The organism is Albimonas sp. (assembly GCF_055129145.1).
On the sequence record NZ_JBSRTQ010000007.1, the window covers coordinates 22,437 to 46,806 of the forward strand.

23 protein-coding genes are annotated in these 24,370 nt (G+C 71.2%); 15 read left to right on the forward strand and 8 right to left on the reverse strand.

What is annotated here, in order from left to right; genetic code table 11:
- Positions 1 to 19: 19 nt before the first annotated feature.
- The 3 genes from ACTB72_RS02255 (at position 20) to ACTB72_RS02265 (ending at position 5,091) form a co-directional block, all read left to right on the forward strand.
- Positions 20 to 1,756: a capsular polysaccharide export protein, LipB/KpsS family gene (locus ACTB72_RS02255; protein WP_463035354.1), complete on the forward strand. Its 1,737-nt coding sequence runs from the start codon at positions 20 to 22 to the stop codon at positions 1,754 to 1,756.
- Between the two features lie 117 nt (positions 1,757 to 1,873).
- Positions 1,874 to 4,369 (forward strand): YjbH domain-containing protein, encoded by a 2,496-nt coding sequence (locus ACTB72_RS02260; RefSeq protein WP_463035395.1) that lies wholly within the window; start codon positions 1,874 to 1,876, stop codon positions 4,367 to 4,369.
- Entirely contained in the window at positions 4,366 to 5,091 is a 726-nt protein-coding gene (locus ACTB72_RS02265) for a YjbF family lipoprotein (RefSeq protein WP_463035355.1), read from the forward strand. The genes ACTB72_RS02260 and ACTB72_RS02265 overlap by 4 nt, the downstream gene beginning before the upstream one ends.
- 233 nt (positions 5,092 to 5,324) lie before the next feature.
- Here the strand turns inward: ACTB72_RS02265 and ACTB72_RS02270 are convergent, their stop codons facing one another.
- The 3 genes from ACTB72_RS02270 to ACTB72_RS02280 form a co-directional block, all read right to left on the reverse strand.
- On the reverse strand, positions 5,325 to 5,579 hold the full coding sequence (locus tag ACTB72_RS02270) for a hypothetical protein (protein ID WP_463035356.1): 255 nt from the start codon (positions 5,577 to 5,579) through the stop codon (positions 5,325 to 5,327).
- A 293-nt stretch (positions 5,580 to 5,872) separates the two neighbouring features.
- On the reverse strand, positions 5,873 to 6,148 hold the full coding sequence (locus ACTB72_RS02275; RefSeq protein WP_463035357.1) for a hypothetical protein: 276 nt from the start codon (positions 6,146 to 6,148) through the stop codon (positions 5,873 to 5,875).
- A 109-nt stretch (positions 6,149 to 6,257) separates the two neighbouring features.
- Entirely contained in the window at positions 6,258 to 7,118 is an 861-nt protein-coding gene (locus ACTB72_RS02280) for a TIGR01459 family HAD-type hydrolase (RefSeq protein ID WP_463035358.1), read from the reverse strand.
- 295 nt (positions 7,119 to 7,413) lie between these two features.
- On the opposite strand from ACTB72_RS02280, the gene ACTB72_RS02285 reads away from it, so the two are divergent.
- The 3 genes from ACTB72_RS02285 (at position 7,414) to groL (ending at position 10,113) form a co-directional block, all read left to right on the forward strand.
- Positions 7,414 to 7,875: a DUF3429 domain-containing protein gene (locus tag ACTB72_RS02285; protein WP_463035359.1), complete on the forward strand. Its 462-nt coding sequence runs from the start codon at positions 7,414 to 7,416 to the stop codon at positions 7,873 to 7,875.
- A 249-nt stretch (positions 7,876 to 8,124) separates the two neighbouring features.
- A complete protein-coding gene (locus ACTB72_RS02290; protein WP_463035360.1) occupies positions 8,125 to 8,412 on the forward strand; it encodes a co-chaperone GroES in 288 nt (95 codons plus the stop codon).
- 54 nt (positions 8,413 to 8,466) lie between these two features.
- Positions 8,467 to 10,113: a chaperonin GroEL gene (gene groL, locus ACTB72_RS02295; protein ID WP_463035361.1), complete on the forward strand. Its 1,647-nt coding sequence runs from the start codon at positions 8,467 to 8,469 to the stop codon at positions 10,111 to 10,113.
- 144 nt (positions 10,114 to 10,257) lie between these two features.
- On the opposite strand, the gene ACTB72_RS02300 is transcribed toward groL, so the two are convergent.
- The 4 genes from ACTB72_RS02300 to ACTB72_RS02315 all read right to left on the reverse strand — a co-directional run bounded on the left by ACTB72_RS02300 (position 10,258) and on the right by ACTB72_RS02315 (position 14,232).
- Positions 10,258 to 10,509 carry a GlsB/YeaQ/YmgE family stress response membrane protein gene (locus tag ACTB72_RS02300; protein WP_463035362.1) on the reverse strand — a complete coding sequence of 84 codons (252 nt, stop codon included), beginning with the start codon at positions 10,507 to 10,509 and terminating at the stop codon, positions 10,258 to 10,260.
- A 342-nt stretch (positions 10,510 to 10,851) separates the two neighbouring features.
- On the reverse strand, positions 10,852 to 11,406 hold the full coding sequence (locus tag ACTB72_RS02305) for a PRC-barrel domain-containing protein (protein ID WP_463035363.1): 555 nt from the start codon (positions 11,404 to 11,406) through the stop codon (positions 10,852 to 10,854).
- Positions 11,407 to 11,665: 259 nt separating this feature from the next.
- Complete coding sequence (locus tag ACTB72_RS02310) at positions 11,666 to 13,288, reverse strand: acyl-CoA dehydrogenase family protein (protein WP_463035364.1); 1,623 nt, start codon at positions 13,286 to 13,288, stop codon at positions 11,666 to 11,668.
- A 71-nt stretch (positions 13,289 to 13,359) separates the two neighbouring features.
- Complete coding sequence (locus ACTB72_RS02315; RefSeq protein WP_463035365.1) at positions 13,360 to 14,232, reverse strand: cation diffusion facilitator family transporter; 873 nt, start codon at positions 14,230 to 14,232, stop codon at positions 13,360 to 13,362.
- 318 nt (positions 14,233 to 14,550) lie between these two features.
- On the opposite strand from ACTB72_RS02315, the gene ACTB72_RS02320 reads away from it, so the two are divergent.
- From ACTB72_RS02320 to ACTB72_RS02345, 6 genes are all read left to right on the forward strand, one after another.
- Positions 14,551 to 15,993, forward strand: coding sequence for an MATE family efflux transporter (locus ACTB72_RS02320; protein ID WP_463035366.1), 1,443 nt, complete (start codon positions 14,551 to 14,553; stop codon positions 15,991 to 15,993).
- Between the two features lie 462 nt (positions 15,994 to 16,455).
- Complete coding sequence (locus ACTB72_RS02325) at positions 16,456 to 16,869, forward strand: AtpZ/AtpI family protein (protein ID WP_463035367.1); 414 nt, start codon at positions 16,456 to 16,458, stop codon at positions 16,867 to 16,869.
- A 44-nt stretch (positions 16,870 to 16,913) separates the two neighbouring features.
- On the forward strand, positions 16,914 to 17,624 hold the full coding sequence (locus ACTB72_RS02330; protein WP_463035368.1) for a F0F1 ATP synthase subunit A: 711 nt from the start codon (positions 16,914 to 16,916) through the stop codon (positions 17,622 to 17,624).
- Positions 17,625 to 17,708: 84 nt separating this feature from the next.
- Positions 17,709 to 17,945 carry a F0F1 ATP synthase subunit C gene (locus tag ACTB72_RS02335; protein ID WP_463035369.1) on the forward strand — a complete coding sequence of 79 codons (237 nt, stop codon included), beginning with the start codon at positions 17,709 to 17,711 and terminating at the stop codon, positions 17,943 to 17,945.
- Positions 17,946 to 18,112: 167 nt separating this feature from the next.
- On the forward strand, positions 18,113 to 18,688 hold the full coding sequence (locus ACTB72_RS02340) for a F0F1 ATP synthase subunit B' (RefSeq protein WP_463035370.1): 576 nt from the start codon (positions 18,113 to 18,115) through the stop codon (positions 18,686 to 18,688).
- 3 nt (positions 18,689 to 18,691) lie between these two features.
- A complete protein-coding gene (locus ACTB72_RS02345) occupies positions 18,692 to 19,177 on the forward strand; it encodes a F0F1 ATP synthase subunit B family protein (protein ID WP_463035371.1) in 486 nt (161 codons plus the stop codon).
- Between the two features lie 348 nt (positions 19,178 to 19,525).
- Here ACTB72_RS02345 and ACTB72_RS02350 read toward each other — a convergent pair whose 3' ends face one another.
- A complete protein-coding gene (locus ACTB72_RS02350) occupies positions 19,526 to 21,772 on the reverse strand; it encodes a primosomal protein N' (protein ID WP_463035372.1) in 2,247 nt (748 codons plus the stop codon).
- Positions 21,773 to 21,934: 162 nt separating this feature from the next.
- On the opposite strand from ACTB72_RS02350, the gene fsa reads away from it, so the two are divergent.
- The 3 genes from fsa to ACTB72_RS02365 are packed head-to-tail and all read left to right on the forward strand — an operon-like array spanning position 21,935 to position 24,338.
- Positions 21,935 to 22,585, forward strand: coding sequence for a fructose-6-phosphate aldolase (fsa, locus tag ACTB72_RS02355; protein ID WP_463035373.1), 651 nt, complete (start codon positions 21,935 to 21,937; stop codon positions 22,583 to 22,585).
- Between the two features lie 50 nt (positions 22,586 to 22,635).
- Complete coding sequence (locus tag ACTB72_RS02360) at positions 22,636 to 23,391, forward strand: DUF484 family protein (RefSeq protein WP_463035374.1); 756 nt, start codon at positions 22,636 to 22,638, stop codon at positions 23,389 to 23,391.
- 59 nt (positions 23,392 to 23,450) lie between these two features.
- On the forward strand, positions 23,451 to 24,338 hold the full coding sequence (locus ACTB72_RS02365) for a tyrosine recombinase XerC (RefSeq protein ID WP_463035396.1): 888 nt from the start codon (positions 23,451 to 23,453) through the stop codon (positions 24,336 to 24,338).
- Positions 24,339 to 24,370 lie beyond the last annotated feature (32 nt).

Sequence of the window (24,370 nt, forward strand, 5' to 3'; positions counted from 1 at the left end):
GCGGAGGATGACGAGGCCGATGATCCCCAAAGATGCCGACCGGCACGGGCTCAAGCGCGCGCTGCGGGCCCTCCGGGGTCCGGTGGGCGCGCGGCCGCGGCCGGTGCACTGGGACCGGACGCCGGCGCCCGGCATGGCGTTGCCGTGGCTGCTGCCCCCGGCTTTGCCCGGCCAGCCGCCGGTGGCGGTGGGTTGGGGGGCGCAGGCGGCTTGCGACCAGACCGTGCTCGCCGCGCTGGTCGCCACGCTGCGCCGCGACGGCACCTGGTGGTCCGCCATCGCCGCCGGCGCGCCCACGCCGCGGGCGCTGGTGGACCTGCGCGGCCGGCGGCTGACCGAATCCGAGCTGCTGCTCGACCTGCTGGAGACGGAGGCGGGGATGGCGCCCGGCGCCCATGACGGCGGGCTCGCCCTGGCCGAGCCGGGCACCCCCGGCTGGACCGCCGCCCGCGCGCGCGGGATCGTCACCGCGCCGCGCATCACCCAGGTGGATCCCGCGGCGCTGGAGCTGGTGATCGCCGGCGCCGGCCCCCTGCCCTGGCGCGCGGCGCTGGTGGGCTTGCGCGGGCTCGATGCCTCAGGCGCGCCGGTGGACCCGCTGCCCTGGGCGCGCCGGCTGCGCTATGTCGATCCCTGGACCGGGTCGCCGGTGTCGGCCGAAGAGGGACTGGCCGCGCTCGCCTTCCTGCGCGAGGCCGCCCAGCGCAACGACCGGCGCGCGATCACCGCCGGGCTCTCGGGCTGGAAACGCCGCAACGTCGCCCCGTTCCTCGCCGGTCCCGCCGGGCCCGCCCAGCATCGCGCCCGGCTGGAAGGCGCCCTCGCGCTCGCCCGGATCGAGGGCGGGCGGATCGCGGTCTGGGGGGTGCAGGACGCGGCGCGCGCGGAAGTCGGCGACGCCTTCGAGCTGGTGCATATGGAGGACGGCTTCGTCCGCTCGGTCGGGCTCGGCCTGCGCCACGCCCCGCCGGCCTCGCTCGCCATCGACCGCGAGGCGCTTTATTTCGACGCGACCCGCCCCACGGATTTCGAGCGGCTGGCGGTGGAGGCGGAGTTCGATCCGGCGCTGCTCGCCCGCGCCCGCGCCCTGCGCGCCCGGCTGGTGGCGCTGCGCATCACCAAATACAACCTGCATCGCGGCGCGAAGCCGCCCGAGGCCGGGGACCGTTTCAAGCTGCTGGTGCCGGGGCAGGTGGAGGGCGACGCCTCGCTGCGCTTCGGCTCTCCCGACGTGTCGGTCAACGCCGACCTGCTGCGCGCGGCCCGGGCGCGCAACCCCGACGCCTTCCTCCTTTACAAACCCCATCCCGACGTGCTGACCGGCCTGCGCCCCGGCGCGGTGGACGCGGGAACGCTCGCCTGCGCCGACGCGGTGGCAGTGGACGTCTCGGCCGAAGCCTGTCTCGACTGGGCCGACGGGGTGGAGACGATGACCTCGCTGATGGGGTTCGAGGCGCTTCTGCGCGGCAAGGCCGTCGCCTGCCACGGCCGCCCCTTCTACCACGGCTGGGGCCTGACCGAGGCCGCGAGCCCGACGCCTTTCCATCGCGCGCGCCGCCTGACCCTCGACGAACTGATCGCCGCGGCGCTGATCCTCTACCCCCGCTACGTCGACCCGCGCACCGGCCTGCCCGCCCCGCCGGAACGGGCGCTGGACTGGCTCGACGGCGAGCGGACCTATTCCCGCACCCGCCGCGGCCGGCTGCGCGACGCCCTGCGCGCGGTGATTTCGCGCGCGCGAAATGTGGTGCGATAGCGACAGGAGGCCCGGCCATGTGGCCGCAGCCCACGTCGCGACGTCGACAGAGACGCCGGCGCATGCCAAGAAAGCTCTGGAAACCTTGAACAAGTCTGAACAAGAGGCGGCGTGAGGATGAGGGTAGGGGCCGGCTCCAGAAGCCGCAGCCGGGTGATCCGCGGTGCGCTGGCTTCGGCCTGCGCGGCGGCCTTGCCCGTGGCCACGCCGATGCTCGTCAGCCCCGCCGCGGCGCAGGAGCCGCAGCCGCCGCGCGCCGAGACCATGAACCTGTTCGGCATGACCGGCCTGATCGACACCCCGACCGCGCGGGTGCAGCCGGACGGCCAGCTCAGCTTCACCACCGGCTATTTCGGCGGCTTCCTGCGCAACACGCTCAACTTTCAGCTTCTGCCGCGGATCGAGGGCGCATTCCGCTACTCGGTGCTCGACCAGTTCTTCTCGCCCGATCTCGACCTCTTCGACCGGTCCTTCGACATCAAGATCCTGCTGTCGGACGAGACCCGGAATTTCCCCGCCATCGCCATCGGGCTGCAGGACTTTCTCGGCACCGGCATTTATTCCGGCGAATACGTCGTCGCGTCCAAGCAGGTCCGCCCGGACCTGACGCTGACCGGCGGCATCGGCTGGGGCCGGCTCGCGGGGACCGGCAACCTGCGCAACCCGTTCACCTATGTCAGCGACGGTTTCGACGACCGCGACACGGTCGGGCTGCGCACCGGCACGGTGCGCTTCGGCCAGTTCTTCCGCGGCCCGGACATGGGTCTGTTCGGCGGCCTGGAATGGCGGCCGAGCTTCGTGGACGGGCTGGCGATCAAGGCCGAATATTCGCCCTTCGACTATCGCCGAGACTCCAACTTCAGCGATTTCGACCAGGAGATCCCGTTCAACTTCGGCATCGACTGGCAGGCCACCGACCTGATCTCGCTCGGCGCCTACGCCATGTACGGGACCACCTTCGGGGTGCGGGCGACGGTCTCGGTCAATCCCGGGCGCGACATCGCCCCCCAGGATCTCGGCGCGGGCCCGATGCCGCTGCGGCCGCGGCCGCCTGCCGAAGCCGGCCCGCCCCCCGGCCTCGGCCCGGTGGTGGAGCGGATCGGCCCGGCGCCGGCCCCCGGCACCGATCTGTCGCTGGCGAGGCTGGAGCTGGAAGCGGCCACCGAAGGCGCGCGCTGGGCCATCGCGCAACTGCCGCCGGGCGCCGTCGCCGACGGAACCTGCCCGGAGGCGTCGGCCTTCGACATCGACGCGCAGCTGGGCGTGGTCGACGGGGTCACCTTCCGCGACGCGGCCGGCGCGCCGATCTGCTCGGTGGTGCTGCGCCCCGAGGGGCAGCGCTATGTCGAGACCAGGCGCCTGCGCCGCGGCGGCTACGACACCGGCTGGTTCGCCGATCCGTCCGTGCACGAGGCGACGCGCGACAAGGTCCGCGCCGCCTTGCGCGCCGACGGCATCGACCTGGTGTCGTTCTCGCTGGAGCCGCAGCGCGTTCGGCTCGAGATCGCCAACCCGACCTACAACGCCCCGCCCCAGGCCATCGGCCGCGCGGCGGTGACGCTGGCCAACGCCCTGCCGCATTCGGTCGAGGATCTGGAGATCACGCTGGTCGAGCAAACCCTGCCCGTGGTCACCGTGATCCTGCGCCGCGCCAGGCTGGAGGCGGTGGCCGAGACCGCGGACGAGGAGCGCGACAGCTGGCTGGGGGCGGAGATCCGCGACACGCCCCCCCGCCCCGGCTCCCCGTTGCCCGAGTTCACCGGCTATCCGCGCTATTCCTGGTTCCTGACCCCGGCCCTGCCGGTCAGCCTGTTCGACCCCGATCAGCCTTTGCGCGCCGATCCCAGCCTGCGCCTCGGCGCGCGGCTGGAGCTGGCGCGGGGGGCCTCGGTCTCCGGCACCGTGATCAAGTCGCTGTTCGGGGCGTTCGACGACATCGACCGGCCCTCGGACTCGGTGCTGCCGCGCGTGCGCTCCGACTACCGCTTCTACCTGAAGGAAGGCGATCCGGGGGTGGAGCGGCTGACCGCCGACTACCTGTTCAAGGTCGCCCCCGACGTCTACGGCCGCGTCTCCGCCGGCATGCTGGAGCGGATGTTCGGCGGCGTCTCGGGCGAGCTTCTGTGGAAATCGGTGGACCGCGACTGGGGCCTGGGGGTGGAGCTGAACTACGCCCGCCAGCGCGACTTCGACATGTTGAGCGGCTTCCAGGATTACGACGTCATCACCGGGCACGGCTCGTTCTACTGGGACACCAACTGGCATGACCTGGAATTCCAGCTGGACGCCGGCCGCTATCTCGCCGGCGACTACGGCGCCACCTTCAGCCTGTCGCGCCGCTTCTCCAACGGCTGGGAGGTCGGCGGCTTCTTCACCCTGACCGACGTGCCCTTCGACGACTACGGCGAGGGCAGCTTCGACAAGGGCCTGTTCCTGACCATCCCGCTGCGCTGGGGCCTGCCGTTCGAAACGCGAGAACGGGTGCCGATCACCATCCGTCCGCTGACCCGCGACGGCGGCGCGCGGCTGGAGATCTTCAACCGGCTCTATCCCATCGTGCGCGAGGCCGACCGCACCGACCTGCACAAAGACTGGGGGAATTTCTGGCGATGACCGGGATCTCTCCTTGCCTTCGGTCCGCGGCGCTGGCGGCGCTGGTCTGCGCCGGGCTCGCGGGCTGCAGCGGCGGCGCAGGCGGCGACGCCGGGGCGGCGGTGCTGAGCCAGGTCGGCGGCCTGCTCTCCAACCAGGTGTCCGGCCTGTTCTCCGACGACGCCGAGACCGGCCCGCCTCCGACCATGACCCGCGAACAGATCGCCGGCGTGAGCGCGGCGATGGTCACCGCGTCGATCGACGGGTCGCCCGAAGCGTTCTTCGTGGCGCTGGCGCGGAACGGGCCGCGGGTGACCTATGTGACCCCGACCCGGCAGAGCCTGACCTTCGACGGCATGGCCCTCGCCTCCACCCACGGGCTGGGCGTGGACCTCGCCGGCTACAAGTCGGATCGCGACGCCGATCCGCTGATCACCCAACGCCCGCTGCACGAATGGCCGGCGCAGGTCACCCGGATCTACCGCTATCACGACGCGCTGGGCGGCCTGTTCAGCCGGACCTTCGAATGTGCGCTGCGCCGGATCGGGCCGGAGAACGTCGAGATCTTCGAGATCGCCTACGACCTGATCCAGGTCGAGGAGATCTGCCGCTCCCCCCAGCGGTCGATGATCAACCGCTACTGGGTGGACGAGGCGTCGGGCTACGTCTGGAAGTCCCGACAGTTCATCTCGCCCGAGCGTGGCGGGCTGGACATCAAGGTCCTGGTCGGCTTCGCCCGCTGAGTTCTTTCGGCGAAGGCGACGATGCGGCCGGGCGCGTCCTTCGGGGCGCGTCGTTCAGCACGCGACGCGCGCCCCGTCCCGCCGCCCCTCAGCCCCACGCATCCAGGCCGGTCCGAAAGCCGGTCCGAAACGAAAAACGGCGGCGCATGAAGCGCCGCCGTTCTCCTGGATCTTCAGCCGGAGGATCCCCCGACCAACTCCGGCAAGTCGCGATCCTGAGGATCGCCGCCTTGTCAGTTGGTTCCGCTGGACGAGTTCGACGCGGCAACAGCCACGGCGGCGCCGACCACGACAACGCCGCCGAGCGCGAGAACGCCGGCGGGAATGCCGAGCACGGGCACGGCGGCCAGCGCGTTCGGGTCTTCGGTCGCGCTGGCCGCCGTGCCGGACGCCGCATCGGCGGTATTCGGCGGCAGGGTCACGGTCTGCGAGAACGCCGGGCCAGCCATCAGGCCCAGAGCGGCAAGCGTCGTCATCACGAATTTCATAGCACCCTCCAAACATCCACTAACGGAAAGTTACTAAGAATCGCGCCGCATGGCAACAAGGCTTGGAGGGCGCGACGCAGAAATGGCGTCGCACCCCCGGGGAGGCGCTGGCGAAATCGCCGAGACCGGGGCCCGGCGAGGCGGCATCCTGGATGGCGCGGCCCTTTGGGGCGGGCGCCGCGCATGACGCGCAGCCCCGCGGCGGCATGGCCGCGAGGCGCGGTTTCACGGCATGGCGAGGCGGAACGTGGCGTCGCGGGGACCGGGCCGCCGGCTCCGCCGTCGCCTCCCGATCAGTTGGTGCCGGTGGTCGAGGTGGTGGTGGTCGAACTCACGCCCAGCGCCACGCCGGCGAAGAGCGCGGCGCCCCCGGTCCCGGCCAGCACCGCGGGGATCGCGGTGCCGGGCAGGGCTTCGAGGGTCTGCGACATGCCGACCCCGCGCAGGGCGGTTTGCGGATTCGACGTGGCGTCGCTCGATCTTGCGTCCTGGGGGAGCTCGGCGGCGTGAACCATCACGGGTCCGAGGGCGATCGCAAGCGCGGCGGCGAGCTTGGGCAGATAGGACATGTCGATCTCCGGTACACAGATTACGCTACTACTGACGTGTACCGAAGATCCTACTCCCTTGCTGCGCCGCAACCAAGTGAACCCTTGTTAATATATTGATTATGAACACCTATCTCAAGCGACCAATCGAATATTGCGGCGCAGCATGGTGCGCGTCGAGAAACGCCTGCAACCGAAGGGGGTCGGGATGCTCCGGGTCTTCGCCGCATGCGGCAGCCGCGAGACCGCCGCTGACGAAGAGCGCGTCGAGCCCCTGCGCCGCGGCGCCCGCGATATCGGTGCCCACCCCGTCGCCCACGCAGAGGATTCGCGAATCGTCGATCGCCCGCCCGGCCGCCGCCGCCGCGAGCTTGCGGCCCAGCGCGTAGATCGGCGGATGCGGCTTGCCGTAGCTCGCGGTCTCGCCGCCCAGCGCCTCATAGGCGAGCGCGAGCCCGCCGGCGCACCACAGCCGACGCTCGCCCACGTCGACATGGATGTCGGGATTGGCCGACAGCAGGCGCAGCCCGCGGGCGCGCGCGGCGGCGAGATCGTCGGCGTAGTCGTCCGGGGTCTCGACCGAGTCGTCCACCAGGCCGGTGACGATGACGCTGTCGGCCTCGGCCAGCGACACGCGCTCGACCTGGGCGGCGTCGAAGAAGGCTTCGTCCTTCTCTGCGCCGATATGATAGACGCGCCGCCCCCAGTCGCCGGCGTTGACCGAAAGCAGCGCGCTGTCGCCGGAGGAGACGATGGCGTCGAAACTGTCCTCAGGTGCGCCGAGCCGCTCCAGGTGGCGGGCGACGGAGTCGCTGGGACGAGGCGCGTTGGTCATCAGCACCACGACGCCGCCCTGGCCGCGGAAGGCGCGCAGGGCCTCGATGGCCGCGGGGTAGACCTGGCGGCCGTCATGCACGCAGCCCCACAGGTCGCAGAACAGGACGTCGTAGCGGCCGTCGAGCTCGGCCAGCGATTCGAGGATCTGGGTCATCGGGAGCTCCGTTCTCCGCCGCGCGGCCCTGTCGGGCGCGGGCTCGGCGTCGGGGGTGGGACATCAAGGCGAGGCCGGTTGGTCCTGCCAAGGCCGGGCGGCGGTGGCAACGGACAGGGCGACGCGGCGCCCGTCGCGAGAATCATGGCGGCGCCCCTGCGCGCTCGTCACGGTTGCGCGCGGGCGCGGTCCGGGTCAATTGGAGGGAAGCGAACGTCTTTTTCCCGGCCGCGCGGCCGGGCCCCATGCCCCCTCCGGCCCCCCGAGCCGGACCCCAAGCCGGAGAACCCGCGCCATGACCAGCCCTCGCCCCCCCCTTTTCGGCCTGTCGGCGGCGCCCCGCCCCGCGGTCGCGCTGGGTTTCGCCGGGCTGATCCCCTTCGTCGGCCTGGCGGTGCTGGCCCATGCGGCGCCGGTCGACATGGCGCTGCGCGCGCAATATTCGCTGGCGGCCTACGGCGCGACGATCCTCGGCTTCATGGGCGGCTGCCGCTGGGGCTTCGCGTCGGCGGGCATGGGCGAGGGCGCGACCTGGTGGCCGCTGGGCGTCTCCGTCACCCCCGCGCTTCTGGCTTTCGCCGCGCTGGTCATCGGCAATGAGGAGGCGCTGTGGATCCTCGCGCTCGGCCTCGTGGCGCTGTTCGCAGCCGACGTGTCGCTGACCCGCGCCGGCGGCGCCCCGGCCTGGTGGCCGGGGCTGCGCCTGCCGCTGACCGGGGTCGCGGGCCTGAGCCTGGTGGCCGGCGCGCTCGCCTGACCCCCTTTCGCCGACGGGTCTCCGACCTTATCTGAGCGAGGGGACCCCGCCCCTCCGGGCCGGTTCCGCTGCGGCGCCGAATGCAAGGCGGCCTTGCACGGAACGCTTGACAGAATCCACCTGCACGCTTACCTCCGCAGCCGTCAGCACTCTCATGCATCGAGTGCTAACAGCCGGATCTCCGGTCCGTCTGCGACGGAGACCGGACGCGAGATTAACCGTGGAAGCCGCAAAACAAGGAGCCACGACATGAACTTCACCCCGCTTCACGACCGAGTGCTGGTGCGCCGCATCGAAGGCGAAGAGAAGACCAAGGGCGGTCTGATCATCCCCGATTCCGCCAAGGAGAAGCCCTCCGAGGGCGAAGTGATCGCCGTCGGCGAAGGCGCCCGCAAGGATTCCGGCGAGCTGATCGCCATGTCGGTGAAGGCCGGCGACCGCATCCTGTTCGGCAAGTGGTCCGGCACCGAGGTCAAGCTCGACGGCAAGGACCTGCTGATCATGAAGGAATCCGACATCCTCGGCCTGCTGGCCTGAGCTGATCGTCGTCGATTCCCAGTCCCGCAACCGAATAAAATAGGAGCCTGACACATGGCTGCCAAAGACGTTCGCTTCAGCACCGACGCCCGTGACCGCATGCTCAAGGGCGTGAACATTCTCGCCGACGCCGTGAAGGTGACCCTGGGGCCGAAGGGCCGCAACGTGGTCATCGACAAGTCCTTCGGCGCCCCGCGCATCACCAAGGACGGCGTCACCGTCGCCAAGGAGATCGAGCTCGAGGACAAGTTCGAGAACATGGGCGCCCAGATGGTCCGCGAAGTCGCTTCGCGCACCAATGACGAGGCCGGCGACGGCACCACCACCGCGACGGTGCTGGCCCAGGCCATCGTCAAGGAAGGCATGAAGTCGGTCGCCGCCGGCATGAACCCGATGGATCTGAAGCGCGGCATCGACAAGGCCGTCGCCAAGGCCGTCGAGGCGATCAAGGCCGCCTCCCGCCCGGTGAACGACACCGATGAAGTCGCCCAGGTCGGCGCCATCTCCGCCAACGGCGAGACCGAGATCGGCCGGCAGATCGCCGACGCGATGCAGAAGGTCGGCAACGAGGGCGTCATCACCGTCGAGGAGAACAAGGGCCTCGACACCGAGACCGAAGTCGTCGAGGGCATGCAGTTCGACCGCGGCTACCTCTCGCCCTACTTCATCACCAACGCCGACAAGATGATCGCCGAGCTGGAGGACTGCTACGTCCTGCTGCACGAGAAGAAGCTGTCGTCGCTGCAGCCGATGGTTCCCCTGCTCGAGACCGTGATCCAGTCGGGCAAGCCCCTGCTGATCATCGCCGAGGACGTCGAGGGCGAGGCCCTGGCCACGCTCGTCGTCAACAAGCTGCGCGGCGGCCTGAAGATCGCCGCCGTCAAGGCCCCCGGCTTCGGCGACCGCCGCAAGGCCATGCTGCAGGACATCGCGATCCTGACCGGCGGCCAGGTTGTGTCCGATGATCTCGGCATGAAGCTCGAGTCCGTCGGCATCGACATGCTCGGCACCGCCAAGAAGATCCGGATCACCAAGGACGAGACGACCATCGTCGACGGCCATGGCGAGAAGACCGAGATCGAGGCCCGCGTTCTGCAGATCCGTCAGCAGATCGAGGAGACCACCTCGGACTACGACAAGGAGAAGCTCCAGGAGCGTCTCGCGAAGCTGGCGGGCGGCGTTGCCGTGATCCGCGTCGGCGGCGCCACCGAGATCGAGGTGAAGGAGCGCAAGGACCGCGTCGACGACGCGCTCAACGCGACCCGCGCCGCGGTTCAGGAAGGCGTCGTCCCCGGCGGCGGCGTGGCGCTGCTCTGGGCCTCCAAGGCGCTTGACGGTCTGACCGGCGACAACTCCGATCAGAACGCCGGCATCGGCATCGTTCGCCGCGCCCTGCAGGCTCCGATCCGTCAGATCGCCCAGAACGCGGGCCTCGACGGCGCCGTCGTCGCCGGCAAGGTGATGGAGTCCTCGGACCGCGCCTTCGGCTTCAACGCCCAGACCGAAGAATATGGCGACATGTTCAAGTTCGGCGTGATCGACCCCGCGAAGGTCGTGCGCACCGCGCTCGAGGATGCGGCGTCGGTCTCCGGCCTGCTCATCACCACCGAGGCGATGGTCGCCGATCGTCCGGAGCCCAAGGGCGCCGGCGGCGGCATGCCCGACATGGGCGGCATGGGCGGCATGGGCGGCATGATGTGATCCGCCTCCCGGCCCCCCTCGGGGGGCTGGGAAAGCGAGACCATCTCAGCCGGCCTCATGGGTCGAAACACGAACGGGGCCGCGCGGATCGCGCGGCCCCGTTTTTCATGCGCGTTCCCGGCCGGGAACGAAGGCGTGCGGCGCTCAGCTCCGCCCGCGGATCAGGCCGACCAGCGCCAGCAGCGCGATGGCCCCGACGGTCGCGGTGATCAGCGCGCCCCAGAAGCCCGCCGTGGCAAGCCCGAAGAACTGGAACAGGAACGCGCCCAGATAGGCGCCGATGACGCCGACCACCAGGTTGGTGATCAGGCCGTGGTCCCGGCGCATGATCTTCTCCGCCAGCCATCCGGCGATCAGGCCGATCACCAGGAACGACAGCCAACCAACACCTTCCATATGCGAAATCCTCTTGTGGCCCGCGACGCGGCGGGCTGTTTCGGGTTCGGCCGCGCCGCGGCCGAGGGGGGACCATGCTTCGACATTGCGGCGGATTTTCCGCGATCCGCCGCAGGTCGAAGTCATCGTTCAACGCGAATGATGGGCGCGTGCGCCCCGATGTCGAGCGCAGGATGGATCCCCGGGGGGCGGCATCGAGGTCCGCCAGGCCGCGCAGGTGGATCGGTCGCCTCCGGCGAGGTCCGCTCGGGCAAAGGGCGGGGAGGCCGACATGCGAAAGGGCCGCCCGACGGGCGGCCCCTCCTTTTGAGCGCTGGATCGCGGCCTCGGCCGCGGGCCGGCTCAGATCTCGTATTCGGGCATCGCCTCGAGCTCTTCGCGCGTGGCGCCGATATAGACGCGGAAGTCGTCCGAGTCGTCGGCCTGGGACATGATCTTCAGCTCGTCCATCGGGATCATCACGCGATGTTCGCCCATGCCCAGGAAGCCGCCCACGTCGACAATCGCGCCCTTCACGGTCTTGCCGTCCTCCTCGAGCACGAGGTCGGCCACGTCGCCGATGTCGTCGTTGTTGGTGTCGTAGACATCGACGCCTTCAAGCTGCTCGGCGGTCACCGTTTCGGCATTGACGTCGACCCAGCCTTCCTCGGTGGTCATGTCGTTGAATCGGGCTTCCATCCGGCTGCCGGCGGCGGACATCGCCGCGCCCGTCTTGTCGGCGGCGTCGCCGACGGCGTTGCCGGCGGCGTCGGTCTTGCGCTCCAGCGTCGACTCGGAGTTCTGCGCGGAGGCGGCCGGCGTCATGGTGTCGGTCTTGGTCTCGGTGTTCGTTCCGGCGGCGTAAACCGGCGCGGCGACGATCAGGGCCAGGGCGGTGGTGGCGATAAGGCGCTTCATGGGTGCGTCTCCTGCATCTCTAGGCGGGTCCGGCGTCGCGCTCTTTGGAAGCGCGGACTTGGAAGACCGGGTGTCCGCTTCGTGTCGTCAAACCAACTAAGCTCCGTCGGCGGATCGTCCATGCCTTCCTCCAAATGGGTCCGGAATCGCCATGATTGAGGCAAGGGGTAGGCTGCCAGAAAAAACCTTTCTACGCAGGGGCTTGGCACGGGAAATCGCCTTCATGCGAGACGCGGAAATGGGGCGGACTCGGGGCGCTTCAGATCATCGCCGCGAGCCCCGCGGCGTCGGTTCCCCGCGGCAAGGTCCCCGGCGTGCGTCCCCAGTCCCCCGCCAGACGGGTGGCGAGGAAGGCGTCCGCCGCGAGTTGCGGGCCGGTCCGCATCAGCTCCGCCGCCTGGATCAGCAAAGCCAGCCGTTCGACCAGGGCGCGGGCCTGCGCCTCCTCCGGACGGGCGAGCCCGCTCATCGCGGCGTCCAGCGCGACATCGAAGCGCCGGTCGGCCCCGCGGGCGGCGGCGAGATCGGCGGCCAAAGCCTCCGCCGCGCGGGGCTCGCGGGCCAGCGTGCGCAGGACGTCGAGGCAGATGACGTTGCCCGACCCCTCCCAGATCCCGTTCAGCGGCGCTTCGCGGTAGAGCATCGGCAGCGGGGATTCCTCCACATAGCCCGCGCCGCCGAGGCACTCCATCGCCTCGACCACCACCGCCGGCGCCCGCTTGTTGGTCCAGTATTTCGCGACCGCGACGATGAGGCGGGCGAGCGCGCGGGTCTCCTCCCCCGCCCCGTCGAACGCCCGTGCGGCGCGGGCGACCAGCGCCAGCGACCCCAGCCAGTCCAGCGCCAGATCGCCCAGCACCGCCTGCATCAGCGGCTGATCCGCGAGCCGGCGCTGGAAGGCGGAGCGGTTCCGGGTCCAGTGCGCCGCCTCCTCCAGCGCGCGGCGCATGAAGCCCACGGGGGCGGTGGCCGCGTCGAGGCGGGTGTGGTGGACCATCTCGATGATGGCGGGGACGCCGCGGCCGGGCTCCCCGACCAGCTGGGCGAGCGCGCCGTGATACTCGATTTCGGCCGAGGCGTTGGCGTGGTTGCCCAGCTTGTCCTTGAGCCGCTGCAGCTGGATGGGGTTGCGGGTCCCGTCCTCCAGCCAGCGGGGAACGAGGAAACAGGTCAGGCCGCCATTCAGGTAGGCGAGCGTCAGGAAGGCGTCGGACATCGGCGCGGAGCAGAACCACTTGTGGCCGGTCAGCCGGTAGCCGCCCTCCACCTTCTCGGCGGTGGTGGCGTTGGCGCGGACGTCGGAGCCGCCCTGCTTCTCGGTCATCGCCATGCCGAGGGTGACCGCCGTCTTGGCCGAGGCGGGGGCGACGCGCCCGTCATAGGCCCGCGCCCGCGCTTTCGGGACCCAGGCGGCGGCGAGGTCGGGGGCGGCGGCGGCGAGCGCCGGGACCGCGGCGTAGGTCATGGTCAGCGGGCAGCAGACGCCGGGTTCGACCTGCGACAGCATGTAGACCATCAGCGCATGGGCGGCGTGGCCGCCGGGAGCACCCTCCCAGGCGCGGGCGGCATAGCCCCCCTCCGCCCCGCGGGTCATCATCGCATGGTAGCCGGGGTGGAAGCGGACCTCGTCCAGCCGCCGCCCGCCGCGGTCGAAGAGAATCAATTCGGGCTTCGAACGGCGGGCGGCGTCGGCGTCCTCCATCGCCTGAGCGGACCCGATCGCCGCCGCGAAGCGTTCCAGAGCCGCGAGATCCCCCGGCGCGTCACGTGCCGCCGCAGCGCGCAGGGCGGCGTCGGGGGTCCATAGGTCGAGCCCCGCCGGGGCGGGGGGCTGGTTGGTCACCTCATGGGTGGCGAGATCGGCGCGGGGCGCGAACGGCATGTCTGATCCTCCCGTTTGCGGGCATCAGACACCACCGCCAGGGCTCGCGCCAGCCGGCCGCGACGGCAGGCTCAGGCCGGATCCTTGTGCACGATCACCTCGGCGTCGGGGAAGGCGTCGAGCATCTTGTGGCGGAGGCCCGCGCCGATGTCGTGCGCCTCCTTCAAGGTCAGGGCGCCGTCGACCTCCACATGGATCTGCACGAACAGGCGGCGACCGGCGGTGCGGGTCTTGAGGTCATGGTAGCCTTGCAGGCCGGGATGCTGGCCGGCGATGTCGTGCAGGCGGGCGAGGGTCTTCGCATCCGCCCCGCGGTCCATCAGCGCGTCCCAGGCCCCGCGGGAGATGATGATCGCGCCGCGCGCTAGGATCGCGGCCGCGGCGAGGCCCAGCACCGAATCCACCCAGGGCAGCGCGAACCATTGCGAGGCGACCAGCGCCGCGATCGCGCCGGCGTTGGGCAGCAGGTCCGACAGGTAGTGCAGCGCATCCGCCGCCACCACCCGGCTGCCGGTGACCCGCGCCACGTGCCGCTGCCAGGCCACCAGCGCGACGGTCAGGACCACCGAGACGGTCATGATGGCGATGCCGAGGCCCTCGGCCTCCAGGCTGACCGGCGCCGGGTCCGACAGCCGCACCGCGGCGCGCCAGGCGATGGCCCCGGCCGAGAGCAGGATCAGCGCCGCCTGACCGAGCGCGGCCAGATCCTCGGCCGAGCCATGGCCGAAGGCGTGGTCGTCATCGGCGGGCTTGGAGGCGTAGAGGATGGCGGCGAGCCCGGTCATCGAGGCCACCGCGTCGATGGCGCTGTCGGCGAGACTGGCGGCGACGGTCAGCGAGCCGGTCGCCTGCATCGCCCAGAATTTCAGCGCGGCGAGGCTCAGCGCCACGGCCACCGCCGCGACGCTGGCCGAAGCCGCCAGCCGGTCCTTGCTCATGGTCATAGCCGTCCCGCCCCGTCCCGCCACCGTTCCGCCATCTCCGTCGCCGACGCGTTCGGACGCCGCGGAGCAGATTGCCCCGCAGCTCTTCAACAACCTGTTTACGTCATTTTCAGCACGATCCCGGAGGTATCGGCCTCCGGGCGCGCCGCCTCCGCGCCGCCTGTGCGCCCTCGGCGCGAATGCCACGCGGCCGCGCGGTCGCTCCATCTAGGCGCCGGAGGCGATCCCGGCAACCATGTCCGGCCTGAACCCGCCGCCTGAGTCGCTGCGCCGCGTCGTTGGCCTCCGCCCTCCCCGCCCGCAGCCGACGAGCCCGTGATGAACGCCCCCTCCAAGCCCACGCCGGAGCTTCCCGGCCACCCCTCGGCCCGCGCGCCGCTGCCGCCGACCCCGACCTCCGAGGCGTCCAACGAGCGGGATCTGACCGAGGGGCCGGTGCTCGGCCATATCGTGGCGCTCGCCCTGCCGGCGGCGCTGGCGATGCTGTTCCACACCCTGCAGAGCGTCACCGACGCCTGGTATGCCGGGCGCATCGGACCGGACGCGCTGGCAGGCCTCTCGATGGCGACGGCGGTGTTCTTCCTGATCCTGTCCATGGGTTTTGGAATCGGCGCCGGGGTCAATGCGCTGGCCGGCGCGGCGATGGGGGCGGGGGAGCGCGACCGCGCCGCCGCCTTCGCCGCCCAGGGGATGAGTTTCGGAATTCTGATCTCGTTGGTTCTGACCGGGGGCGGCTTCGTGCTGGCGCCGGAGCTGCTGGACCTGATGGGCGCGACCGGAGGGCCGAGGGAGGCGGCCCGCGACTATCTGCTGACCGTGGTCGGCGGGGCGTTGTTCTTCGTGCTGGCCTACGCGGCCTACGGGGCGCTGGCGACGCAGGGCGACGCGAAGTCTTTCCAGCGCGCGCAGATGGGGGCGGCGGGTGCGAACCTGCTGCTCGATCCGCTGTTCGTCTGGGGCTTCGGCTGGGGGGTGACCGGGATCGGGGTCGCCACCGTGCTCGCCCAGGCCGGGGTCTGCGCCTGGATGCTGCGCCGGGCGCTGCGCTCGGGCCTGTTGCGCCCGATCCCGTGGCGGGCGTTCCGGCCGGATGCGCGGGTGATCGGAGAGATCGCCCGCCAGGCCTTCCCCGCCAGCCTCAACATGCTGGTGGCGACCGTCGGCATGTTCATGGTGCTGCACTGGCTGCAGCGCTTCGGCGGCGCGGCGCTGGCGGGCTATGGCGCGGCGCTGAGGATCGAGCAGATCCTGCTGCTGCCGGCGCTCGGCCTCTCGGGCGCGCTGCTGCCGCTGGTGGCGCGCAATCATGGGGCGAAGCGCTACGACCGGGTGCGCGAGACGGTGAAGCTGGGCCTGCTGATCGGGCTCGGCATGATGGCGCTGGCCGGGGTGGCGCTGACGCTGGTGGGGGAATGGGCGGTGGGGCTGTTCGCCGACGACCCCGCGGTCATCGCCCAGGGCGTGCGCTATTTCGCCTTCGCCCGCTTCACCATGCCCGCCGTCTTCGCGATGTTCGCCGCGACCGCGCTGCTGCAGGGCCTGCGGAAACCGTTCTGGCCGGTGGCGGTGGGGGTGTTCCGGCAGTCGCTCTGCCAGCTCGGCTTCGGGTGGCTGTTCGTGGTGAAGCTCGAGCTGGGCGTCGAGGGGGTGTGGTGGACCATCGTCAGTTCGGTGGTGCTCGGGGTCGTGCTGTCCTGGCTGATCGCGGGGCGGGTGATCGCGCGGGAGCTGCCGAGGGAGCTGCGGCGGACGCAGGCGTGATCGCCCCACTGATCGCCTCGAACGCTTTTTCGCCGCGATCCGCGACGGAATCCCCGCCCCGCGTCGTGACGGAAACGACGTCGCGAGGGAGACCGCCATGCGCCTGCCGATCATCGAAGCCCGAGGCGCGGTCCGCGCCGCGCTCGGCGGCGCGCCGGGGCGCCTGACGCGCGCGATCGCGACGATTTCGCGAGGGCCCGGCGGAGGGCCGGGATGCGACCGCGCAAGCCCCGGATCGGGCTCGAATCCGCCTCCGTCGGCCGGCGCGACTCCGGACCGACCCTCGGGACGCTGCGCCGTCCCGTCGCACAAGGCGGATTTTTCAACACTTTCAATGGCATGACCCCTATTCATCTGATACCAACCTAGCTTGACAGCTTGTGACCCCCTTTCTAGTGTCCGCTGCGACCGGCCAAGGGGCCGCGCAACAGGCGGGATGGGCCGCGGAGGGGTGCAACTGGGATGACCGGCACGTCCGACGACGACGCCGCCGGTCCCGGCGACCCGAACCGGTCCGATCTGGCTGACATCGACGCCCGACTGCAGGCGATCCGCTCCCGGCGAACGGCCGAGACGCGGCCTCGACGTGCAGGCGGGGGAAAGTGGCAGGGCGCCGAGTTCGCGTGGCGCATGGTCATCGACCTGACCGCAGGCGTTGCGGTGGGGTTCGCGATAGGATGGGGCCTGGACAGCTTGTTCGGGACGAAACCCCTCTTCCTGCTCGCGTTCGTCCTTCTCGGCTTCGCGGCCGGGGTCAGGGTCATGCTGCAGTCCGCCAAGGACATGCAGCGCCGAAACAAGGCCGGCGCGCCGCAGGGCGCCGCCGGATCCGACGTGAACGACGGCGCCGCGGCGCCAGAGGACGAGGGACGCTGACGGTGGCAGGCGAAACAAGCTCGGGCGGTATTCAAGCTCATCCGATGGACCAGTTCGTCATTCGTCCGCTGTTCGGCGACGAGGGGATGGGCCTGTTCACGGTCACCAACCAGACGCTGTGGCTGGCCATCGGGGTGCTGATCGCGTTCGCGCTGCTCGCCCTGCCGACCCGCAACGCGACGATCGTGCCGGGCCGGATGCAGTCGGTGGCCGAAAGCCTCTACATCTTCATCCGCAAGATGGCGGTGGACGTGCTGGGCGAGGAGGGGCTGAAGTTCTTCCCTTACCTCTTCACGCTGTTCGTCTTCATCCTGGTCTCGAACGTGTCGGGTCTGATCCCGGCCTCGTTCACCGTGACCTCGCATATCGCGATCACCGGGGTGCTGGCGCTGATGGTGTTCACCACCGTCACCGTGCTCGGCTTCGTCAAGAACGGGCCGAAGTTCATCACCCTGTTCTGGATCCCCGCCGCGCCGACCGTGGTGCTGCGCGTGATTCTGTTCGCGATCGAGCTCACCTCCTATTTCGTGCGGCCGCTCAGCCATTCCGTCCGTCTTGCGGGCAACATGATGGCCGGCCACGCGGTGCTCAAGGTGTTCGCGGCCTTCGTGCCGGCGATGGGCATCTTCGGCATCATCCCCATCGGGGCCATGACCGGCATCTTCGCGCTGGAGCTGCTGGTGGCCTTCGTGCAGGCCTACATCTTCACGATCCTGACCTGCGTCTACCTGAACGACGCCCTGCACATGCACTGAGGCGGGGCGCCTCCTCCACGACCGGCCGGGCGGCCTTTCGTCCCCGGTCTCAACGACTTCCAGACCACGAAGGAGCTTAGGACTATGGAAGGCGATATCGCGAACATGGGCCAGTACATCGGCGCGGGCCTCGCCACCATCGGCCTCGGCGGCGCCGGCATCGGCGTCGGCATGGTGGCCAGCAACTATCTCGCTGGCGCCCTGCGCAACCCGGCCGCGGCCGCCGAGCAGCAGGCGATGCTCTTCGTCGGCATGGCCTTCGCCGAGGCCCTCGGCATCTTCTCGTTCCTCGTCGCGCTGCTCCTGCTGTTCGCGGTCTGATCGGGATCGGCGCGCCGCCGGCCGGGACCCTGGTCCCGGGGGCGAGCCGCGCCGCCAGAAAACCACCGCGCGGCCGGACCCTCCGGCCGCGCGGCGCCAGTTTCCGCTCCGCGCCGCATCCCGCGCCCTTGCGCGACGCGCGCGGCGCCTGAGCCCAGGAGAGACCGATGGGTCTGTTCATCAGCGCCGCCCAGGCCGCCGAGGAAGTTCATATCGTCGAGGGCGTCGAGCATGGCGGGGACCACGGGTCCGCCGGCCTGCCGCAGGTCGACTTCAGCACCTTCCCCAGCCAGATCTTCTGGTTCGTGGTGGCGATCGTCGTGCTCTACATGCTGTTCTCCAAGATCGTGCTGCCGCGCATCGGCGGCGTGATCGAAGAGCGGCATGACGCGATCGAGGATGATCTCGACCGGGCCGCGGAGTTCAAGCGCCGGGCCGAGGACGCCGAGAAGGCCTACCAGGCCGCGCTCGCCGAGGCCCGCGCCGAAGCCCAGCGGATCGGCGACGCCACCCGCGCCGAGATCCAGAAGGACATCGACGCGGCCATCGCCAAGGCCGACGCCCAGATCGCCGCCAAGACGGCCGAGTCCGAAACGCGCATCGCCGAGATCCGCGCCGAAGCCACGGTCGCGGTCCGCGAAGTGGCGCTCTCCACCGCCCATGCCCTGGCCGACGCCGTGGCGCCGGGCGTGGCCGACGCCGCCGCGGTGGACGCCGCCGTCGCCGCCCGCACGGGGAACTGATCCATGCTCGAGAATTCCAACTTCGTCGTCGGCATCGCCTTCATCGTCTTCCTCGGCGTGCTCTGGTACGCGGGCGCGCACAAGAAGATCGCCGCGTCGCTCGACAAGCGCGCGGTGCGGATCAAGTCCGAGCTGGACGAGGCCCGCCGCCTGCGAGAGGAGGCGCAGACCCTGCTCGCCTCCTACGAGCGCAAGCAGAAAGAGGCAGAGGCCCAGGTCGCCGAGATCGTGGCCCATGCCCGGACCGAGGCCGAAGAGGCCGCGGAGCAGGCGCACCGGGATCTGGAGCTGGCGATCCAGCGTCGCCTGCGCGGCGCCGAGGAGCAGATCCAGGCGGCCGAGGACGGCGCGGTGCGCGCGGTGCGCGACGAGGCGATCAAGGTGGCGACCGAAGCGGCGGGCGAGGCCATCGCCAAGTCGATGACCGCCGAGAAGCAGGCCGGTCTGATCGACGCCGGCATCAAGACGGTCGGCGCCAAGCTGCACTGATTTTTCCGGCCTTTGGGCCGCATCGGACGAGACCCACGGGGCCGCCTTCGGGCGGCCTCTTTCGTTTGCGCCCTGGTCCTCGCGCAGCGCTCCGCGCCCTGGGGACGGGAGCCGCGCCCCGACCCGCGCGAGCGTGGCGGCCGTCCGCCGGCGCGGCGCTGAACCGGGGTCGAGGGCGAAACCCGAGAGGCCTGGCCGCGGACGTTCCGACCCGCGCCGCCGCTCGGTTGCGATGCGACGGCGCAACCGGGCGCCAAGCCGTCCCGATGATCGCAGATCATCTTCGCGGCGCAGCCGCGGGCGCGCGACACGCGCGCGGGGACGGCGCGCCGGGGCGAGGCGGGGCGGCTACAAAAAGCTCTGCGGATCCATGTCGATGCGGACCATCACCCCGGCCTCGGGACGGACCGAGGCGCGCCAGGCGCGCAGGGCCGGTTGCAGAGCGGGCCCTCGGGGCGCCTTGGCCAGCAGCCGCACGCGGAACTTCCCGCGGATCCGGTAGATCGGCGAGGGCGCCGGGCCCAGCAGCTCGGCCCCCGCCGCATTCAGCAGCGCCGCCTCGCGGGCCAGCGCCTCGGCCGTGCGCCAGACCCGGCCCTCGTCCGGCCCCGAGATGATCGCCGCCGCATAGCGCCCGTAGGGCGGCGCGCCGGCGTCGCGGCGCCGCGCCGCCTCCTCGCGCAAAAAAGTCTCCTCCTCGCCCGAGACGATGGCCTCGATCGCCGGATGCTCGGGCGCGTAGGTCTGCAGCAACGCCTCGCCCGGCAGGTCCGCGCGGCCCGCACGCCCCGACACCTGGCGCATCAGCTGAAACGTCCGCTCGCCGGCCCGCAGATCGCCGCCCCGCAGGCCGAGGTCGGCGTCCACCACCCCCACCAATGTCAGCAGCGGGAAATTGTGGCCCTTGGCGACCAGCTGGGTGCCGATCACCAGATCCGCCTCCCCCGCCGCCACCGCCGCCACGCGGGCCTTCAGGGCCGCCGCGCTCTCCATCATGTCGGAGCTGAGGATGGCGATGCGGGCCTTGGGGAAACGCGCCGCCGCCTCCTCCGCCAGCCGCTCCACCCCGGGACCGATCAGGGCCAGCTTTCCCTCGACCTTGCAGGACGGGCATTCCTTGGGCACCGGCGCGTCAAATCCGCATTGGTGGCAGATCAGGCGGTCCCGCCAGCGGTGCTCCACAAGCCAGGCGTCGCAATGCGGGCAGCTCACCGGCTCCCCGCAGGCCCGGCAGAGGGTCAGGGGCGCGTAGCCGCGGCGGTTCAGGAACAGCAGCGCCTGCTCGCCGCGCGCCAGCCGCAGATCCACCGCAGCCGCCAGCGGGTCGGAGATCCAGTGGCCGGTGGCGGGCGCATGCTCGCGCATGTCGATGGTGCGGATGGTGGGCAGGACCGCGACGCCGAAGCGCTCGGGCAGGTCGAGGCGGGCGTATTTGCCGGCCTCGGCATTGGCCCAGGTCTCCAGCGAGGGCGTGGCCGAAGCCAGCACCACCGTCGCCCCGTTCAGGCTGGCGCGGAGCACCCCCATGTCGCGGGCATGGTAGAGCGCGCCGTCCTCCTGCTTGTAGGCGCCGTCATGCTCCTCATCGACGATGATCAGCCCGAGATCGGCGAAGGGCAGGAACAGGGCCGAGCGGGCGCCGACGACCACCTGCGCCTCGCCGGAGGCCGCGGCCCGCCAGCAGCGCCGCCGCTCGCCCTCCGTCACCGCCGAGTGCCATTCGGAGGGAGTCGCGCCGAAGCGGACCTGGAACCGGGCGAGGAAGGCGGCGGTCAGCGCGATCTCGGGCAGCAGCACCAGCGCCTGGCGCCCCTGCCGCAGGCATTCGGCCACCGCCTCGAGGTAGACCTCGGTCTTGCCGGAGCCGGTGACGCCGCGCAGCAGGGTGGTGGAATAGGCCCCGGAGGCGACGGAGGCGCGGAGCGCGGCGGCGGCCGCCTCCTGCCCTTCCGACAGATCGGGGCCGGGGGTTTCGGGGTCGAGGCGCGCATAGGGGGCGTCGCGGGCCTCAGCCTCCGCCACGATCGCGCCGCAGGTTTCGAGCCCCTTGAGGACGGAGGAGGTGACCCCCGCCTCGCGCGCCAGCTCCATCGGGGCGAAGGGGAGCCCGCCATGGGCGTCGAGCACGTCGAGCACCCGGGCGCGGGCGGGGGTCATTTTCGCGGGCGCGCCATCGCCGCGCCGGTAGACCCGGCGCATGCCCGGGGGCGTGCGCAGGCCAGGGGCGCGGGAGGCGAGGCGGCCCATCATGCCGAACTCGGTCAGCGTGTAGTCGGCGGCCTTCTGCAGGAACGCGCGGGTCGGCGCGCCCAGCGGCGGCAGATCGAGCCGGCGCAGGGCGGGGCGCAGCTTTTCAACCGGATAGTCGCCCGAGCCCGGCCCCCAGCAGATGCCCAGCATGGCGCGGGGCCCCACCATGATCTCCAGCCAGTCGCCCGGCCCGCAACCGCCGGAGGGCGCGAGATAATCCAGCGTCCGGTCGAGCGGCACCGGGGCCAGCACCGCCACCGGCGCGCCGGGCGGATAGCGGCCGTCGGGCCCGGGCTCGACCCCCGCGCCATCGTCCGCCCAGCCGAAGAGACCTGAGTCCGTCATGCAACGCCGCCCCGTCCGACCGACGCCGCTTCGCGCGGGCGCCATGGCGAAGGCGCCCGCCTTGGGCTAAGGTCGCGCTCGATCCGGGCCGGGCGCCCCAACGCTGCCAGGCGTGCGCCGCCCCTCCTCGCGAAAAACCCTTCAGGGATCGGACGCAAAAGCATGAAATTCTTCGTCGATACCGCCGACACGGCCGACATCCGCGAGCTCGCCGCCACCGGGCTCGTGGACGGCGTCACCACCAACCCGTCGCTGATCGCCAAATCCGGCCGTGACATCATCGAAGTGACCAAGGAGATCTGCGACATCGTCGACGGTCCGGTCAGCGCCGAGGTCACCGCGACGGACTTCGCCGAGATGATTTCCCAGGGCAAGAAGCTGGTGAAGATCGCCGACAACATCGCGGTCAAGGTGCCTCTCACCTGGGATGGGCTGCGCGCCTGCAAGGCTCTGTCCGATGACGGGCACATGGTCAATGTCACCCTGTGCTTCTCCGCCGCCCAGGCGCTGCTGGCGGCCAAGGCCGGCGCGACCTTCATCAGCCCCTTCATCGGCCGCCTGGACGACATCGGGCTCGACGGGCTCGAGCTGATCGCCGACATCCGCCAGATCTACGACAATTACGGCTACGAGACCGAGATCCTGGCCGCGTCGATCCGCACCATGAACCACATCAAGGACGCGGCCAAGATCGGCGCGGATGTGGCGACGATGCCGCCCTCGGTGATGAAGCTGCTGGCCAAGCACCCGCTGACCGACGCCGGGGTCGCCACCTTCACCGCAGACTGGGCGAAGACCGGCCAGACGCTCTGAACCCGGGGCGCTCTCGCCCGCCACGCCCTCACGCCATCCAGGAGGTTCGCATGACCACCGCACCCAGCCCGGCCGACGCCGCGGACGCCCCTGCGCTGAGCCCCGAGGCGTTGCGGGCGGCGATCCTGGCCGCGCCGGAATCGGTGCTCGACGACGCCGAGGTGGCGCGCGCGCTGCTTCAGGCCCATGGCCAGCGGGCGCCGGAGGGGCGCAACATCGTCGACCTGCGCGGCGCGCTGGTCGACCGACTGGAACACCGGCTCGGGCGGCTGGAAGAGACGCATCGTTCGGTCGTTTCGGCCGCCTATGACAACCAGGCGGTGACGGTGATGATCCAGCGGGCCGCGCTCGCGGTGCTGGAGCCCGAGGATTTTCCGCATCTGTGCGAGGCGCTTGGGCGCTATGTGCCGATGATCCTGGGCGTCGAGACGCTGCGGATCGTGGTGGAAGGCGAAGAGGGGCCCGACCATCCGGCCCTGCCCGCACCCTTCGCCAGGCTGCCGCATGGCGGCGTGGCGAGCTACCTCGCCCGGCATCTGGGCCAGGGCGCGGAGGAGGACGGGCCGGAGCGCGCCGTGGTCCTGCGCCGCACCGGACCCGAGGCCGCGGAGGTGTTTGGGGACGAGGGCGAGCGCCTGGGCTCGGAAGCCCTGGTGCGGCTCGAATTCGGCGCGGGGCGGCCGGCGGGGATGATCGCCTTCGGCTCGCTCGATCCCGACCGGTTCGGGCCGGACCAGGCGGGCGACCTGCTGGAATTCTTCGGCGGCGTGGTGGCCCATGCCGTGCGGCCGTGGCTGCCGGTCTGACCGTCCCACGCGCCCCCGGCGAGGGGGCGGAGCACGCGCCCCCCGCGGTGCTGGCGCTGATGGGCCGGTGGCTGGCGCATCTGTCGGCGGCGGAGGGGGCGGCGGCGGCGACGCTGGACGCCTATCGGCGCGATGTCTCGGGGTTCCTCGGGTTTCTGTCGCGCCATCATGGCGGCGAGGTCACCCCGAAATCGCTGGGCGCGACGGCGCATTCCGACCTGCGATCCTGGATGGCGGGCGAACGCGGGCGGGGGCTGTCGGCGCGCTCGCTGAAACGCGAGCTCTCCGCGGTTCGCAGCTTTTTCAAATGGTTGGCGGAGGCGGAGGGGCTGGAGAACACCGCCGTTTTCGCCGCCCGCGGCCCGCGCGCCCCGCGCCGCCTGCCCCGCCCGATCACCGCCGACGAGGCCCGCGCCGTGATCGGCGAGGCGGAGGCCGCGGACGCGCCGGACTGGATCGCGGCGCGGGATTCCGCTGCGCTGACCTTGCTTTACGGATCGGGGCTGCGGATTTCGGAGGCGCTGTCGCTGACCCGTCGCGACGCGCCTTTGGCCGAGGTTCTGCGGATCACCGGCAAGGGCGGCAAGGAACGTCTGGTCCCGGTGCTGCCGGTCGCGCGGGCCGCCGTCGACGCCTATCTGGCGCTGTGCCCGTGGGGGCTGGAGCCGGGGGACGCGCTGTTCCGAGGCGCGCGCGGCGGGCCGCTTTCGCCGCGGTTGCTGCAGCTTCGCATGGCCTCCGCCCGCGCCCGATTGGGCCTGCCGGCGAGCGCCACGCCCCATGCCCTGCGCCACTCCTTCGCCACCCATCTGCTGGCGGCGGGCGGGGATCTGAGGGCGATTCAGGAACTGCTGGGGCATGCTTCGCTCTCCACCACCCAGGTCTATGCGGGGCTCGACGAGGCACGGTTGATCGAGGTGCATGCGGCGGCGCATCCCAGGGCGTAAGGGGTGGCGGCGGGAGGCGAGGGAGGGCGGCG